This is a genomic window from Cupriavidus sp. FW305-27 (assembly GCF_058787995.1).
Map to the genome: position 1 here is coordinate 62216 of NZ_JBYTAG010000003.1, position 16583 is coordinate 78798.

A 16583-nucleotide genomic window follows, 5' to 3' on the forward strand; every position below is an offset into this window, starting at 1 on the left:
GCCTACTCGATCGTCACCTTCCCGTCCTTCACCAGCCTGGCGAACTTGACCGTCTCGTCCTGGATCCGCTTGGCAAACTCCTGCGGCGTGCTCGCCATCGGCTCGGCCCCGACCGCCACCATGCGCTGCTGGAAGTCCGGCGATTTCACGATCTTGACGATCTCGGCGTTCAGCCGGGTGACGATGGGCGCTGGCGTGGCGGCCGGCGCCAGCACGCCGAACCAGGTGCCGATATCGAAGCCCTTCAGCCCCGCCTCTTCCAGCGTCGGCACATCAGGCAGGACGCTGGAGCGCCGCGCGGTGGTCACGGCCAGGGCGCGCAGCTTGCCCGACTTGATGTGCTGCAGCACCGGCGTCAGGGTATCGAACGACATCGTCACCTGTCCGCCGAGCAGATCGGTGGTCAGCGGGCCACTGCCCTAGGGCACGTGCAGCAGCGGCGCACCCGTGGCGGCCTGGAACTGGGTGCCGATCAGGTGCTGCGCGGTGCCGTTGCCATTGGAGCCATAGGCAAACTCCGGCGCTGCCTTCTTCGCCAGGGCCACCAGTTCGCTGACGTCCTTCGCCGGAGTCTTGGCGGCATTGATGACCAGCACGTTGGGCACCATGGCGACCGTGGCAATGGGTGCCAGGTCCTTCTGGAAGCTGTAGGGCAGCTTCTTGTAGACGCTGCTGGCAATCGTATGGTGGACCGCGCCCATCAGCAGGGTGTAGCCGTCCGGCTTGCCCTTGGCGACGTAGTCCGCGCCCACGGTGGCGCCGGCGCCGGGCCGGTTCTCGACGATCACGGGCTGGCCCAGGCTCTTCGACAACTGGTCGCCCAGCGCGCGGGCCAGCACGTCGGTAGTCCCGCCCGACGGGAACGGCACCACCACGGTGATCGGCTTGGCCGGCCATTCCTGTGCCAGGCAAGTGCCGCTGAGGATAAAGCCGGCTGCCAGCACGGCCACGCCGGAAATACGACGCACGAGTTCAGTACCACGCATGCTTTGTCTCCTGAATGTTCTATGTTTGCAGCCGGTTTTCGGCTGATTAGTGCTTGATAGCGCCTTGGCCCCCCTGTCTGATGTCTGCCTGCTGGACCTGCGCGATGCGCAGCAGGTTGGCGGTGCCGGCCACGGTGAACGGCAGGCCGGCCGCGATGACGATCTGCTGCCGGCCACGCCGAACTGCTCCTTCAGCACGGTGTGGCTGGCCAGGTTGGTCATCTCCAGCACATCCACCACTTCATGGCAGAGCACCGCAAGCTCCAGAGGCGCGCGTCAGCAAGATCGCGCGAAAGTCGTTGACGTTGGTCAGCGTGGGGCCGGTGATGACGGCATCCCCCAGCGCCTCGAAAAATCCATGGCCGTCGTTGGCGGCCAGCGCATCCTGCGGACGCAGTCCGGCGCGCCAGGCACGTTCCAGCGTGTCGGGGCCGATCACGGCACCCGCGATCTCTTCCTGGCCGTCGACGCCGTCGGTGTCGCCCGCAATCGCATGAATGCCGGGTTCGCCGCGCAGCGTCAGCGACAGCGACAGCAGTAACTCCACGTTCCTGCCGCCCCTGCCCGCGCCCCGCACTGTGACCGTGGTCTCGCCGCCGGACAGCAGCACGCACGGTGCCGCAAACAGCTGGCCATGCCTGGCGGCTGCCGGCGCGATACCGCCCATGACCTTGCCGACATCGCGGGCCTCACCTTCGATGGCGTCGCCCAGCACGTGCACGGCGAAGCCTGCGTCGCGGCCCACCTGCGCCGCCGCTTCCAGCGCCAGCCGGGGCGTGGCGATGAACTCGGTGCGGATGCGCGGCAGGCGCGGGTCGCCGGACTTGAGCGTCTCGGCCGCGTCGGACGCCAGCACTGCCATCACATTGGGCGGAAGGTCGATCGCATACTGCTTGACGATGGCCAGCGCATCGGCGCGCGTGGTCGGGTCAGGCACGGTCGGGCCAGAGGCGATATCGATGGGGTCATCGCCCGGCACATCGGAAACCAGCAGGTTCAGCACGCGCGCCGGATAGCATGCGGCTGCCAGCCGGCCGCCCTTGATGGCGGACAGGTGCCGGCGCACGCAATTCATCTCCGAAATCGTGGCGCCGGACTTCAGCAGCGCGCGATTGACGCGCTGCTTGTCGTCGAGCGTAATGCCGGCAAGCGGCAGCGGCAGCAGCGACGATCCGCCGCCGGAGACCAGGCAGATCACCAGGTCGTCCTCGGCCAGGCCCGCCACCATCGCCAGCATGCGCTGCGAAGCGGCCAGCCCGGCATCGTCCGGCACGGGGTGAGCGGCCTCCACGATCTCGATGCGCGAGCACGGCACCGCATAGCCGTAGCGGGTAACCACCAGGCCTTCAAGCGGCCCGGGCCATGCCGCTTCCAGCGCGCTCGCCATCGCCGCCGAGGCCTTGCCCGCGCCAATGACGACGGTGCGTCCGCGCGGCGGCGGCGGCAGGTGCCGCGCCAGGGTCCTGGCCGGCTGGGCGGCTGCGACCGCCGCATCGAACATGCGCCGCAGCAACACGTTGGGCTCGGAAAATTGCAGGCTCACGAAACGGCCCTTGCGCTCAGGCGGCCTTCGCTTGCTGGCCAGCGGCAAGCAGGTCGCACACCGCCCTGGTCACTTCAGCGGTAGTCGCCTTGCCGCCCAGGTCGCCGGTGTGCAGCGCGGGGTTGGCGGTGACAGCTTCGACGGCCTGCATCACGCGCTGCGCCGCCTCGTTTTCGCCCAGGTGTTCCAGCAGCATGACCACCGACCAGAAGGTGCCTACCGGGTTGGCCAGGCCCTTGCCCATGATGTCGAAGGCCGAGCCGTGGATGGGCTCGAACATCGACGGGTAGCGGCGCTCCGGATCGATATTGCCGGTCGGGGCGATGCCCAGGCTGCCAGCCAGCGCCGCCGCCAGGTCGCTCAGGATGTCGGCATGCAGGTTGGTGGCGACGATGGTGTCCAGCGAGGCCGGACGGTTCACCATGCGCGCCGTGGCCGCATCGACGAGTTCCTTGTCCCAGGTAACGTCCGGGAAGTCCCTGGCTACCTGCACGGCCACCTCATCCCACATCACCATGGCGTGACGCTGCGCGTTGGATTTGGTGATCACCGTCAGCAGCTTGCGCGGACGCGACTGGGCCAGCTTGAAGGCAAAGCGCAGGATGCGCTCCACCCCTACGCGGGTCATCATGCTGACGTCGGTGGCCGCCTCGATCGGGTGGCCCTGGTGCACGCGGCCGCCCACGCCCGAATACTCGCCTTCCGAGTTCTCGCGCACGATCACCCAGTTCAGGTCTTCCGCGGCGCAGCGCTTGAGCGGCGCATCGATGCCGGGCAGGATGCGCGTCGGGCGCACGTTGGCGTACTGGTCGAAGCCCTGGCAGATCTTCAGGCGCAGGCCCCAGAGCGTGATGTGATCGGGAATATGCGGGTCGCCGGCGGAGCCGAACAGGATGGCATCCTTGTCGCGCAGCGCATCCAGGCCGTCGGCGGGCATCATCACGCCGTGCTGGCGATAGTAGTCGCCACCCCAGTCGAAGTCTTCGAACTCAAAGCGGAAGTCAGCACCGGCAGCCGCCAGCGCCTCCATCACTTCACGGCCGGCCGGCACCACCTCCTTGCCAATGCCATCGCCGGGGATCGTTGCAATGCGGTACGTCTTCATCCGTGTCTCCTGGTCCAGATCGATTCAAATACGAGTTGAGTGCATGGGGCGGATTCTGGGCCGTGGACAAGGTTTTGGATCGCTTGTAGAGTTAAACCATTGTTAACCTGAAATTAAAGATGGAATGGCGCTATCGTCCGGCATCCAACCGTCAGAACTGGGATTCTTCACGTCGGTGGCCACGGCAGGCAGCCTGAGCGCGGCCGCGCGCGACCTTGGGATCACTACCGCCGCGGTCAGCAAGCGGCTGGCGCAGATGGAAGCGCGCATCGGCATGCCGCTGGTGACGCGCACCACGCGGCGCATGAGCCTGACGCCGGAGGGCGAGGTCTACCTGGAGCACGCGCGGCGCATCCTCAGCGAGATCGACGACCTGGACCAGATCCTGACCCGCTCAAAGGGCCGGCCGAGCGGCCTGCTGCGGGTCAATGCCACGCTGGGGTTCGGGCGCATGCATGTGGCGCCGGTGATTTCCGAGTATGTCGCCACCTACCCCGAGGTCGATGTCCAGCTCCAGCTGTCCGCCGACCCGCCGCCGCTGACCGAAGATGCCTTCGACGTCTGCGTCCGCTTCGGCCAGCCGCCCGACGCCCGCATCGTGGCCCGGAAGCTGGCGCCGAACCGGCGCCTGCTGTGCGCCTCGCCCAAGTACCTGCGCAGCCACGGCACCCCGCACACGCCCGCCGACCTGCGCCAGCACAACTGCATCGGCATCCGCCAGGGCAGCGACGCCTATGGCGTGTGGCGCCTGACCTCAGGCAAAGGGACCAAGGCGCGGACCGAATCGGTCCATGTGCGCGGCAACCTCACCACCAATGACGGCGAGATCGCGGTCAACTGGGCGCTGCAAGGCCACGGCATCCTGATGCGCGCCGAGTGGGACATCGAGCGGTTCCTGCGCAGTGGCCGCCTGGTGCAGGTACTGCCGCAATACGCGACGCCCGAGGCGGACATCTATGCCGTCTACCAGCAGCGGCACCAGCTGTCGTCCCGGATCCGGCTGTTCGTGGAATTCCTGGCGGCCAGGTTCAGTGAGTTTGGGAAGTAAACGCAGCAGGTTGTTTTCCGGCGTCCGGGCCGCCAGGCGTGTATTCGAATCTACCGGTTGAACGACCGGAAAGGGACAGAAGCGCCCAAACCCCGGGCCCGCGCCGCCCCCTGTGGAATCCCCACCGACGGCCCACAGATCACGATGGACCGCCTGTGCTGGCCGTTGGTCCACGGAGTGGGCGAGTGTATGCAAATTCCGCCATGGGCGGAACGCCCCGTTCGGGGGAAAAAAGAGACTAACGAGATTCGCTGCGGCACCAGAAGCGGACTGCGGTGCGGGCCCGGGCCAGCTAAATCGATCTTCACTTCAGATCTGAACGCAGCTTATGTGGGACGTTCCCCGCCCTTGACACGCGCTACCAGGCTTCCGTCCGGCCCAGGGCCGCGAGCAGTCGAGCGTTCAAGCAGGCGAAAGCAACTCAACCCCTATTGGCTCTCGATCCACTGAATCGCGAAGCGCATCAACTCCTTGCCGTTGGGGATGTCCAGCTTTTCCTTGATGTTGGCCTGATGCGCCTCGATGGTCTTGACGCTGCGATTCAGTTTCCCGGCGATCTGGCGGGTGCTGAAGCCAAGCCCGATCAGGTGCAGGACTTCGAACTCCCGTTCCGACAAGCTTGCGATCGAGCCCGCGCGGCTTCTTTGAGGAGCCTTCAGGGCCCGCGCCAGCTTGTCATGCATGGCGGCGCTCAGGTAGACATTGCCTGCCAGCACCTCGCGGATGGCATTCACAATATGCTCCGTGGCCTCGAGTTTCATCAGATACCCGTTGGCGCCTGCGCGCAGTGCGCGTTCGGCAAACAGCGTTTCGTCATGCATGCTGAGGACAAGGATTGCCAGCCTTGGATAGTGTTGCCGCAGCATCCTGACAAGATCCAGGCCCGAGTTCGAGTGCAGGCTGAGGTCGACAACGGCCACGTCAGGCTGGCAGGCCATCAACGCCAGAGCCTCTTCGGCACTGCCGGCCGCACAGCAGACGTGCAGGTCCTCATGCAGATTCAGCATTTGGCTTAACCCCTCGCGGATGATGGGGTGGTCATCCACGATCAGGATCTGGGTTGCGCGGCCCGGGCTAGATGGGTTCTGTTGCATGGCCCGGACTCTCTGGTATCGGATAGCTGATGGCAACCGTGGTGCCGCCCAGAGCATTGCGGGTGATCGTGCAGGAGCCGCCCAGGAGGCTCGCCCGGTGACGCAGGTTGTGAAGTCCCAGTCCCGAGGCACGCTCCATTTGCTCCGGGTCCACCCCCACCCCGTCGTCACTGATGGAAAGCCGCTGCATCCCGCCTTCGCGCTCAAGGTCGATCCCGATGTGGTGTCCCTGGCTGTATTTCAGCGCGTTGTTCACGGCTTCCTGCGCCGCACGATAAAGGTTGATCTGCATCGGCGGATCGAGCAAGTCCACGTCCGACCCGATGCGCAGCGTACAGTCAATGCCATCCAGCGCGCAGGTCGTCTGCGCCAGCCTCTGCAGGGCGAGCGCAAGGCCTCCGGACTCCATGGCGACCGGGTCCAGGCCGTGGGCAATCTTGCGAGTCATCAAGGACGCCTGCTTCACCAGTCCGACGATGGTAGCCGCGTCCGCCGCAGCCGGGTGGCCATGCTTCTGCAGCGTTTGATTCAGGCTCGTGCAGTAGAAGCCCAGGCTGGTGAGGTGCTGCCCGAGGCCGTCATGCAGCTCCCGGCCGATGAGTCTCTGCTGCTGGTCGCCGATCCGGATCAGCTCCGCTTCCAGCAGGCGACGCCGCGCCATCTCCTGCTTCAGTTCATGGTTTGCCCGCTGCAGGTCCCGGGTTCGCTCCCGCACGCGCCCCTCCAGTTCGATTTGGGATGCCTGCAGCAGGCTATGGACGCGCTTCTCCTGGGCATGTGCCGCCACCAGCAGCAGCCCGGTGACTGCCACGACGTTCGCGAAGGCGCACCATCTCACAAGGCTATCCACTGGAGACACTGCGGCAAAGGGACCGGTGCCGTTGGTGGTGCCCCAGATGGCAACGATCGAGACCAGCAAGGTTGCGAAGGTGGTGCCAAGGTGATCGAAACGCAGAGCCGCCCAGATGATGAACGGAAGAATCGCCAGGGCTGAAGGGTAATAGCCGTGCCCGGCAAGCTCGGGAGCGCCGAAGATGAGGTAACTTGCCCAGAGCATGGCAACGGTCAGTCCGCACGCTTCCACGGCCTGCTTTGTGGAGTGCACAGGGCCAGGACTCGCAAGCAGGCTGAGCAGGGGCGGAGCCACTACCAGCACCCCCATCATGTCACCGAGCCACCATTCCAGGACTGCTTTGCCGTACTCGGAAGCCGACACCCGGCCCCCGCCAAGGAGAGCAGTCGCACCAATCAGGGCACTCACTGCTGTGCTGACTGTCGCGGCCAGGATGATGAAGGCCAATACGTCCCTGACGCGGTCGAGGGTGATCCGGAACCGGGCCACGCGCGTCAACAGCAACGTGGCCGTCAAGGCTGCAGCCGTCGCGCCGAAGCCAATCAGCGCGGCCATTGGCAGTGGCACGCCGACCGACATATTGGCAAAAAAGGAGCCAATGGCAATTCCCGGGGCAGCTGCGAAACCCATGACAAGGAGCGCAACCAGGGCCACGCCGCTGGCAGGCCACACCAGAGACACCGCACCGCCCACTACTGCATAAGCCAGTCCCAGCTTTGCACTTGCGAAATACGCCAAAGCGACAAGTCCGGTATGGACGAAAAGTCTGAGCCTTAAGTTGCGCGGGACAATAAACATGGTTCGCTTCAAACCCCCGGGAACCGACACTGTCACATCCAGTCATTTCTGTGGTTAAACGGAATGACGACACTCTTGCGAAAGTGAATGTTCCATGCACCTGCGGCAAATCACGAGCCTGCACCGAATCGATGCAAGGCGAAGCGCTGCAAAACCATGGTGCCACAACACTACTATGAATCTACGCCAGAACTCCCTTGCGCGGTAAGAGTTGCCGGATGGATTCGATCGCCACCGTGCAGTAATGCAGGACTGAATCTGCCTGCCACCGGCTAGGGCAATCCCCTAGCCTCTTTTCGGAAAAAAGCCCGATTCATATGCTTGCCGCCAAGGCCTACATTTCATTGCACTTGTGCGAAGTTGCGACCCTCAAACTGAAGCGAAAGAAGAATCGTTTCGGTGTTTTTGCAACGACCTGAAATGGAGGTAAGAAAAATGGTAAAGACAGTCATACTGCTCGCTGCGGCGGGTGCGGCGCTTAGTGCCGGAATCGCCTATGCCGGCATCGGAACGCGGGATGTCTACACTGACGGCGCCAGCGTGATGGGGCCGCGAGACCCATATTCCGATGGGGGCAAGACCACAAAGTTTGACGTCTATTCAGACGGGGCGAAAGTCTCGGATAGGCGCGACGTGTACACCGATGGCGCGAGAATCACCAACCGCGATGGACTCGTTGACCACAGCATGTAAGGAACTACAGAAAAGAGTGTCTCCTCAAAAAATTCGTGGCCGGGACTCAGCGTCTCCGGCCCACAGACCAGCACCTCCCCCAAGTAACAGCCTCGGGGGATTTTTTTTTGCCGTGAGCGGAGCGGTATTGCCGAGGCCGCTGCAGCAGTCAACAGCCAAAAAAATCGCTCCGACCGATGGCCGGATTTCAGTGCGGCCATGATGTCGCCAGTGTGCGGCTCCGCTGTCGGGGTTGCACCTTACGGAGTGCGCTTGCGCTGAAGCGCCACCCCCTGCTCGAGCAGCTTTTCGATCTGTGATTCCGTAAGGCCCGCCTCGCGCAGCACCTCCACCGTGTTCGCGCCGATCTCTTGCGGAGCTTCACGGTACGTTGCCGGCGTGCGGCTAAGCTTGACCGGCGAAGCGACCGACTTGAATTTTCCAATTTCAGCCACCATGCCCCGGTGTGCCGTGTGCGGGTGGTTCAGCGCCTCGACCACGTTGTGGATGACACCGCACGGCACGCCAACTGCCACCAGGTGTTCGAACAGCGACTGCGCTTCGAAGCGGCTGAAGGCGGCCTCAAGATCGCGCTTGAGCTCGAAACGATGTACGGCTCGCTGAGCATTGGTTGCGTAGCGCGCATCGACCGCCAGTTCCGTTCGGTCCACCGCTTCGCACAGCCGCTGAAACTGGCCATTGTTGCCGACCGCGAGATAGATGGGCTCAGTGGCAGTGGCATAGGTGTCGTAGGGCGCGATGTTCGGATGGCCATTGCCAGACCGCATCGGAGCCTTGGCGGTGAAGAGCGTGTTGATGGAGTGTGGGTATAGGGAGAACAGAGCGTTGTCATACAGTGCCGACTCAATGGACTGTCCTTTACCGCTGCGCTCACGCTCATGCAAGGCCAACAACACCCCGATCACGGCGCTCAGACCAGTCGTCACATCGACGATCGGCACCCCAACGCGCGTGGCCGTTCCATCCGGGTCACCGTTGATGCTCATGATGCCACCGAGCGCCTGTACCGCGGCGTCGTAGCCGGGCAGCCCACCGAGCGGCCCCGTCGCACCGAAGCCCGTGACACGACAATGGATCAGCCTTGGAAAGCGCAAGGAGAGCACGTCGTCGTACCCCATCCCCCAACGCTCCAGGGTGCCGACCTTGAAGTTCTCGATAAGCACGTCCGCTTCGGTGAGCAGCTGCATCAGTACTTCGCGTCCTTGCGGCAACGCGAGGTCGAGGCACACAGTGCGCTTGTTGCGATTGATGCCCGCGAAGTACGAAGCCATGCCAGCCTCATTAAAGGGCGGCCCCCAGGTGCGCGTCTCATCGCCCATCGGACCTTCCACCTTGATCACGTTGGCACCGTGATCCCCGAGGATCTGCGCACACAGGGGACCACCAAGTACGCGGGACAGATCCACGACCTTCAAGCCTTCCAGCGATGCCATGATTTCCAACCTCCGAAAAGTTGACGTTCGACGCGTGTGGTTCAGTTCGCCGCAAGCGGCGGCAGTTCGGCCCCCACGTTCCAGAGCGCCGGCCTGCGCTCCCGGGCGGCTGTCACGCCTTCCACCGCTTCGGAGCGCATCTGCTGCGCAAACTTGACGGAGGCAGTGTCCAGGTAGTGCGTCAATGCCTCGTGCGACTGTGCCGAAAGTGGGCGCATCTGCGTCAGAAGGCACTTGGTTGCAGCGCTGGCTGCGGGTGCCGTGGCAACGACGGACCCCAGAATTTCCCGCACGCGCGCAGGCAACGCCTCCTCGGATTCGGCAAGGTAATCCAGCAACCCGAGACGGTGGGCCTCCGCGCCATCGATCCGTTCACCGGTGAGCATGAGGCGGCGCGCTACTTGAACGCCAATGCGTGCGCTGACGAAAGGCAGGATTTGCCCGGGCACCAGGCCAATACCGGCCTCTGGAAAGCCGAACCGGGCCGCGGGTGAACCGATGGCGATATCCACCGCGCATACAAGGCCCGCGCCTCCGCCCATGGCTGCGCCGTGCACACAGGCCACCGTGACCTTCGACGACCGGATGAGCCGGGCAAGGAACTCGCCATAGCGCCGGTTACCCACCGCGATGGGATCCTGGCCATCCGCGCCGAGCTTGACCGCCAGGCGGTCCGAGATATTGCCGAGATCCCCACCAGCACTGAAGGCCTTTCCCGCTGCGGTGAAGAGGATGATCCGCACGTCATCCATTTGCTCGGCCTGATCAACCGCCTTTGACAAGGCCGCAACCATGTCGGCGCCCAGTGGATTCCTCGCATCGGATCGGTTAAGCTCGATGCGAAAAACGGCTCCGTGAACGACGGTGCGAACGAACGGTGCGTCCGTGATGACAGACGGCCCCGTAGCTTCGATGGGTGTGGAGGATACGCTGGAAGTCACGCTGTTCAATCCTGAATGTTAATGTTGGGAATCACGACAACTTGCAAGCGGCCGCCGCAACGCTATTCGACATGAGCTTTCGCAACCTTGACATCGGCCTGCTTCGCACGTTCGTTGCCGTGGCAGAGAAAGAAAACTTCGCTGTGGCGGCAGAGCAGGTCTTCCGCACCCAGGCGGCCGTGTCGCAGCAGATGCAAAAGCTGGAGGCCGCGCTCGACTGCGTGTTGTTCGAGCGCGTTGGACGCAGCAAACGCCTGACCACGGCGGGCACCAGGCTCCTGGACTACGCGCGTCGCATCGTCGGCCTGAACGATGAGGCTTATCGCGCCATGACCCAGAGAGCCTTCGACGAACCGGTGAAAGTCGGAGCTTGCGCGGATGCCGTCGACTCGCTCATTCCCGAATACCTGAAGATGTGTGCAGAGGTTTTTCCCGGCCTGCGCGTGGACATCCAGGTTGGCCGCCGCCGTTGGCTGACCTCGTCCCTGCGCCGCGGCGAGATTGACCTGGTCGTCATGCTTGACCCTGTGCCCAACCCGGAGTTCGATCAGGTCGTGCTGCGCACCTCTCCCGTAACCTGGATCGCAGGCGCGCGATACCACCATCAGCCCGGCGCGCCGGTACCGCTCGTGCTCATCGAGGGGGCCTGTCCGTTTCATAGCATGGCAATCAAGTCCCTGTCGGACGCGAACATCCCCTGGCGTGTCGCTTTCCAAACCTCGACGCTGGCGGGTATCCGGGCGGCATTGCGAGCGGGCATGGGGGTCACGCCTCGCACCGTGGAGATGCTGGCCCCTGACCTGAAGGTCCTGGACCCTCACGCCGGCATGCCAGCGCTGCCGACCATCAGCTACCGGCTCTATGCGCGCACCGACAAGCTTAGCGAGAGCGCACTGGGCATCAGCCGCCTGATCTCGCCGCGCTGAACGTGCTATGGCCTTCATGGCTGCTGCATTCCCGCGTCAATGATGATTTTTCCCCAGAGCTTGGTGTCGCGCCGCTGCAACTCCTGCAGATGCATCGGGGCAACCTTGGCCGGAATCAGGCCCTTGCCGATGAGGAAATGACGACCATCGGGCGAGTCCAGCGTATCGGCGATCCAGCGCGACAACAGCCTGGCCACAGGCTGGGGCGTCGACGCGTTAGCGCTCCAGATGCCGATCCACGAACTGACGTCAAAGTCCGGGAATCCGCTTTCCGCCAGTGTCGGCACATCAGGTAATGACTGAACTCGTTCGGAGCTGGAGATTGCCAGGGCGCGCACGGTTCCGGCCTGGATCTGCGGCAGCGCGGTGACCATGTCGCACAGGTAGTAGTCGAACTGGCCGCCAAGCAGGTCCGTCATGGCCTGGCTGCTGTTCTTGTACGGAACGCTGACTGCCTTGACGCCTGCTCGTTGCTTGAACAACTCCCCGCTGATACGGCCTCCCACGTTGGCGCTCGCAAAGGAAAGCGGATTGCTCTCCTTCCTGGCCCATGCCAGGAACTCCTTGAACGTTGCTGCGTGAACACGCTTTGGATTCACGAGCAACACGAAGGGTGTGCTGGCCATTGTGGCCAGCGGCGTGAAGTCCGCTTCCGGGTCATAGGGAAGTTTGCGGTAGATGGTGGCGTTTGCCGCGTGCGTCGATGAGCCGGACACCAGCAGCGTGTAAGCATCGGTCGACGCGCGGACTGCAGCGTCGGCTGCAATGTTGCCGTCAGCACCGGACTTGTTTTCTACGATCACGGGCTTGCCGGCACGCCTGGAGAGTCCGTCGCCCACGAAACGCGCGATGCTGTCCGAAGCCCCGCCGGCGCCGTAAGCAACGATGATGCGCACCGGCTTGTCGATGCGATCAGTGCCGGGAGTGGACGTTGGCTGGGCGCTGGCTGCAGCGCCCCACAGGATGGCACCCAGCGCGCTCACGGCGACGCGGCATCGTCGCTTGGCGAGCCGCCGCGTGGTGCTCTGAGCTTGATAGTCTGGTTGCTGTGTCGCTTGCATGGCTCATGTCTCCTGGTTCGTTGTCGGTCGCAAAGTGCCCTGCCGCCCGGTCAAGGTGTGGGCGCGGTCCCCGCTGTCCCCGCCGCCGTTTCTGGCAGAAGGTCCGCGGGACATTCGATTTCCATGTCCAGCAGCATCTGTGCATAGCACTTGCCCAGCGGATCGGAACGCAGGCTGCAGGAACCACCGCCACCCAGTGCCTTTTCCAGTACAAAGTTGAAGGCGCCGATTTCCGGCAGTTCGTAGCGTTTCACCGGGCCTTCAATCAGATGCGCAAAGTAGTCGCGTACCCTCTGCGCCGTCGCCTGCGCGCTGACCACAGGCAGCCACGCAGGATCGCGCACCATCAATCCGATGTTGGCATCGTTGCCTTTGTCGCCGCTGCGCCCGACCGCCAGTGTGCCGAGCGGAATACGCACGAGGCCGCGCGCGTCCTGCCGCGGCTCGTCCCCAGGCGGTCTCCGGGGCGTGTGCGAAGTCATTGCCGGCCGCTCCGAGGGCACACCACACGCCGGCACCGCCACCGTTGTCGCCGGCTCGTCAGCCAGCCTCCATTGCACCGTCACCTCCTGCTTGGGGAGCAGGAACGAGGCCGTGCGGATCACACTCTGGATATCCGAACGCCCGCCAAAGTGGCTGCGCGTTCCCGGCCCCATGGAGGTGCCGGCTGACGCCGCCTCCTTCTGCAAGAACGTCAACGCTTGCTTGTCATCGTGCTGGGCAGCAATGCGCAGCACCACCTCCCGGCTGTCTCGTACGCGACGATGCGGCCCGTACATGGATTCGGCGCCTAGCAACTCCACCAGGGTGTCGCTGTAGTCGGCATGGCCGGCCTTGGCCATCAGGCCGCGGCTACGCGCCAGCAGCGCTTGCGCCGTACGCTCGGCCTTCTCCAACGCCCGCTGTCCGCGAATGGCCATCATCAGTGCAATCTGGTAGCCCTGCTGGTAGGTCGCTGTCACCTTGTAGCAATCGCCGGGCGCCCTTCCCCGCGCCCCACTGACGCGCACGCGGCCGCCACTGGCTTCGAAGCCCGGCAGGTCCTCGATGCGGACCTCGGAGAAATCGCAGACCACATCAGGCAGCGCATAGGCCTGCGGATCACCGATCTCGTAGAGCAGCTGCTCGCCCACGGTCTGGCGCGTCACCAGTCCGCCCGCGTCAAACGGCTGGTAGAGCTCGAATACGCCGTCGGCTGTCATGCGCACCAGCGGGTAGCCAATGTTGGTCCAGTCCGGTACGCGCTCCCAGTCCGTGAACAGCCCGCCCGTGGCCTGCGCCCCGCACTCCACCAAGTGGCCTGCAAGGCTGCCCTGCGCCAGCCGGTCGTAGTCCTGCATCGACCATCCGAACTCGTGGATGGCAATGCCAAGCAGCGCGGCACTATCCACGCAACGGCCGGTGACGACAATGTCCGCGCCGCCGTGCAGTGCCTCGGCAATGGGCAGGGCACCGAGGTAGGCATTGGCCGACATCAACCGCGGGAGGCTGGCATCGGCCTCGTCACCGGGCCAAGGCAGGAATCTCCCCTGAAGTGCCAGCACGTCGTCGCCGGATACGATCGCCACCTTCAGCTCCAGCCCTTGCTCTCGCGCCAAGGCAAGGATGGCATCGCGGCAGCCTGCCGGGTTAAGGCCGCCTGCGTTGGACACCAGGCGCACCCCACGCTGCTTCAGAGCCCGCAGGTTGGGCCTCAGCGCCGCGCTGACAAAATCCGTTGCATAACCCAGCTCCGGCGCCCGAAGGCGCGCTCGCTGAAGGATCGCCATGGTGGTCTCGGCCAGGTAGTCGAAGACGAGGTAGCCCAGTTCCGGCTCCTGCAGCAATTGCGGGACGGCAATCTGCGAGTCGCCCCAGAATCCCGATGCGCCGCCAATGACAACCGCGCGGCCGGACTTTGCGTTTTGGCCCATTCATGCTCTCCTGTAGTGTGTGCGGACGTGTTTGTGGTCGTGCCCCGCGGGTCCGATCTGCGTTTCGGCTTCCGTGCAGTCAGGTCGCCTCCTGGGCTTGGACGGCACCCTCCTCGGCGCCCGCGCCGACTTCGATCAGCACCTGGCCGGCATTGAGCTGCATGCCCTCCTGGACAAGCAGGCGCGCAATGCGTCCCGTGCTTGGCGCGGCCAGGGGCATTTCCATCTTCATGGACTCCATGACGGCCAGGGTCTGGCCTCGCTCGACGGCGTCGCCCTCACCCACCATGACGGCGATCACGCGCCCGCTCATCGGCGCCCGCACGCTGCCTCCCCGCGCCTCGCCGTCGCTGGCCTCGAAGCGCGCCAGCCGCCTGAACACGAAGGTATCCGCGCCATCCTGCAGCCACCATTCGTCGCGCCGAGGCGAGTCGCACAGCAGCTGGCGGTACACGCCATCGACGGCCAACCCGAGCGTGCCGCCATGTCCCCGGGCTGAGCCGGCGATCGGCGCCCAGTGCACATTGCCGACGCTGCAGACAGGCTCGTCGTCACACGCTTCGGAACGCTTCCCGTCGCGCGCGGGCACCGCTGCGCCAGCCCGGAAGCTGATGAGAACTTCGCCCCCGTCATCGGACGGCCGCAGTTCGACTGCGCTGGCCGTCCCTTGCGCGGCGGCGCCCGCGTTGAGCGCATGGGTCGCGTCCACGAGCCACAACGCCCGCGTCTGCGCCGGGCCAGCCGGCAGCCGGCGAATGCCAGATGACTCGCGGCCGACTGCGCCTGACAGCAGCAAGGCCGCCGCGGCGCGTGCATGCACCGACGGCTGTGCTCGCCAGGCCGGGCCGCCCATGTCTTCGCCCGCCAGGAAGTCGGTAGTGACTTCACCGGTCACGAAGCGTGAATGACGCAGACAGCGGGCGAGCAGGCCAAGGTTCGTTCGGACGCCCAGCAGCGCCGTGCGCTCGCAGGCCCGAACCAGGCGGTTGATGCTTTCCTCGCGCGTCTCGCCCCAGGACATGATCTTCCCGACCATGGAGTCGTAGTCGGAACCGATCTCCATGCCGTCCTGCAGCGCGCTATCAACGCGGATGTCGGGCGACGGCCGCCAGACGTCGACGCGGCCCACCTGAGGCAGAAAGCCCGCCGCAGGGTCCTCCGCACACAGCCGCACCTCGATGGCATGGCCGCGCATGCGTACATCCTCCTGCCCGAACGCGAGCCGCTCACCCTGGGCAATGCGCAGTTGCTGCTCCACCAGGTCCAGCCCCGTGACCAGTTCTGTCACGCCGTGCTCAACCTGGAGCCGCGTGTTCATCTCCATGAAATAGAAGCGTCCTTTTCCGTCAAGCAGGAATTCGAGCGTGCCGGCGCCCGTGTACCCGATGGCCTCGCAGGCGCGCACAGCGACCTCTCCCATCGCGCGGCGCAGCTCGGCGTTCACCGCGGGCGAAGGGGCTTCCTCGATGAGCTTCTGGAAGCGCCGCTGTGTCGAACAGTCGCGCTCACCGAGGTGCAAGCAGCGACCATGTTCATCGCACAGCACCTGGATCTCGATGTGTCGTCCCCGTTCGATGGCGCGCTCGATGACGATCTCGTCAGAGCCGAATGCGCCTGCCGCCTCGGAGCGCGCCTGTCGCAGCGCCGCCAGCAAGGTCGAGGCATCGCGCACGACCCGCATGCCGCGGCCGCCCCCGCCTGCCGCCGCCTTCAGGATGACCGGGAAGCCGATGCGCTCGACCGCAGCGATTGCCTCCTCGTCGGTCGCGCAGCCCTGTTCTCCTGGCACAGTCGGCACGCCGGCTTTCTGCATGGCGAGCTTTGCCTGGGCCTTGTTTCCCATCAACGCAATGACGTCTGCAGAGGGCCCTACGAAGGTAATTTCCGCATCGGCGACCGCCTGCGCGAACTCCGCGTTCTCAGACAGGAATCCATAGCCCGGATGTATCGCCTGGGCTCCGGTGCGCCGGCATGCCTCGATCAGCGCATGGGCATGCCGATAGCTGCGGGCAGCCTCGGCCGGTCCAATGCGCACGGCCAGATCGGCCTCGCGCACGTGGAGGCTGCGGGCATCGGCGTCCGAATAGACGGCGACCGTGCGCAAGCCGAGCTTGCGCGCGCTGCGCAGGACCCGCAGTGCGATTTCTCCGCGGTTGGCGACAAGCAGTGTGTCAAAGCGCATGTGACTC

General features: G+C 64.8%; 11 protein-coding genes and 1 pseudogene. 2 read left to right on the forward strand and 10 right to left on the reverse strand.

Features of this window, described 5'->3' with window-relative positions; all coding sequences use genetic code 11:
- Nucleotides 1-2: 2 nt before the first annotated feature.
- The 3 genes and pseudogenes from AC3WRI_RS02215 to AC3WRI_RS02225 all read right to left on the reverse strand — a co-directional run bounded on the left by AC3WRI_RS02215 (nt 3) and on the right by AC3WRI_RS02225 (nt 3634).
- Nucleotides 3-986 (reverse strand): annotated as a pseudogene (locus tag AC3WRI_RS02215) (tripartite tricarboxylate transporter substrate binding protein).
- A gap of 241 nt (nt 987-1227) precedes the next feature.
- Nucleotides 1228-2487: a glycerate kinase type-2 family protein gene (locus AC3WRI_RS02220; protein WP_492292519.1), complete on the reverse strand. Its 1260-nt coding sequence runs from the start codon at nt 2485-2487 to the stop codon at nt 1228-1230.
- 58 nt (nt 2488-2545) lie between these two features.
- On the reverse strand, nt 2546-3634 hold the full coding sequence (locus tag AC3WRI_RS02225; RefSeq protein WP_010810612.1) for a tartrate dehydrogenase: 1089 nt from the start codon (nt 3632-3634) through the stop codon (nt 2546-2548).
- Between the two features lie 124 nt (nt 3635-3758).
- Here AC3WRI_RS02225 and AC3WRI_RS02230 point away from each other — a divergent pair, with 124 nt between their 5' ends.
- Nucleotides 3759-4682: a LysR family transcriptional regulator gene (locus AC3WRI_RS02230; protein WP_010810611.1), complete on the forward strand. Its 924-nt coding sequence runs from the start codon at nt 3759-3761 to the stop codon at nt 4680-4682.
- A 428-nt stretch (nt 4683-5110) separates the two neighbouring features.
- Here AC3WRI_RS02230 and AC3WRI_RS02235 read toward each other — a convergent pair whose 3' ends face one another.
- The 4 genes from AC3WRI_RS02235 to AC3WRI_RS02250 form a co-directional block, all read right to left on the reverse strand.
- Nucleotides 5111-5776, reverse strand: a complete 666-nt coding sequence (locus AC3WRI_RS02235) for a response regulator (RefSeq protein ID WP_492292463.1) — start codon at nt 5774-5776, stop codon at nt 5111-5113.
- On the reverse strand, nt 5757-7427 hold the full coding sequence (locus AC3WRI_RS02240) for an MASE1 domain-containing protein (RefSeq protein ID WP_492292465.1): 1671 nt from the start codon (nt 7425-7427) through the stop codon (nt 5757-5759). The genes AC3WRI_RS02235 and AC3WRI_RS02240 overlap by 20 nt, the downstream gene beginning before the upstream one ends.
- A 932-nt stretch (nt 7428-8359) precedes the next feature.
- Nucleotides 8360-9553 carry a CaiB/BaiF CoA transferase family protein gene (locus AC3WRI_RS02245; protein WP_492292467.1) on the reverse strand — a complete coding sequence of 398 codons (1194 nt, stop codon included), beginning with the start codon at nt 9551-9553 and terminating at the stop codon, nt 8360-8362.
- A gap of 41 nt (nt 9554-9594) precedes the next feature.
- The gene (locus tag AC3WRI_RS02250) at nt 9595-10494 is read right to left on the reverse strand and encodes an enoyl-CoA hydratase/isomerase family protein (RefSeq protein WP_492292468.1); all 900 of its coding nucleotides are present in this window, start codon (nt 10492-10494) and stop codon (nt 9595-9597) included.
- Nucleotides 10495-10565: 71 nt separating this feature from the next.
- Here AC3WRI_RS02250 and AC3WRI_RS02255 point away from each other — a divergent pair, with 71 nt between their 5' ends.
- On the forward strand, nt 10566-11420 hold the full coding sequence (locus AC3WRI_RS02255) for a LysR substrate-binding domain-containing protein (protein WP_492292470.1): 855 nt from the start codon (nt 10566-10568) through the stop codon (nt 11418-11420).
- 14 nt (nt 11421-11434) lie between these two features.
- On the opposite strand, the gene AC3WRI_RS02260 is transcribed toward AC3WRI_RS02255, so the two are convergent.
- From AC3WRI_RS02260 to AC3WRI_RS02270, 3 genes are all read right to left on the reverse strand, one after another.
- The gene (locus AC3WRI_RS02260; RefSeq protein WP_011615513.1) at nt 11435-12481 is read right to left on the reverse strand and encodes a Bug family tripartite tricarboxylate transporter substrate binding protein; all 1047 of its coding nucleotides are present in this window, start codon (nt 12479-12481) and stop codon (nt 11435-11437) included.
- Nucleotides 12482-12531: 50 nt separating this feature from the next.
- Nucleotides 12532-14394, reverse strand: a complete 1863-nt coding sequence (locus AC3WRI_RS02265) for an acyclic terpene utilization AtuA family protein (protein ID WP_492292472.1) — start codon at nt 14392-14394, stop codon at nt 12532-12534.
- 79 nt (nt 14395-14473) lie between these two features.
- Nucleotides 14474-16576, reverse strand: a complete 2103-nt coding sequence (locus AC3WRI_RS02270; RefSeq protein WP_492292474.1) for an acetyl/propionyl/methylcrotonyl-CoA carboxylase subunit alpha — start codon at nt 16574-16576, stop codon at nt 14474-14476.
- Nucleotides 16577-16583 lie beyond the last annotated feature (7 nt).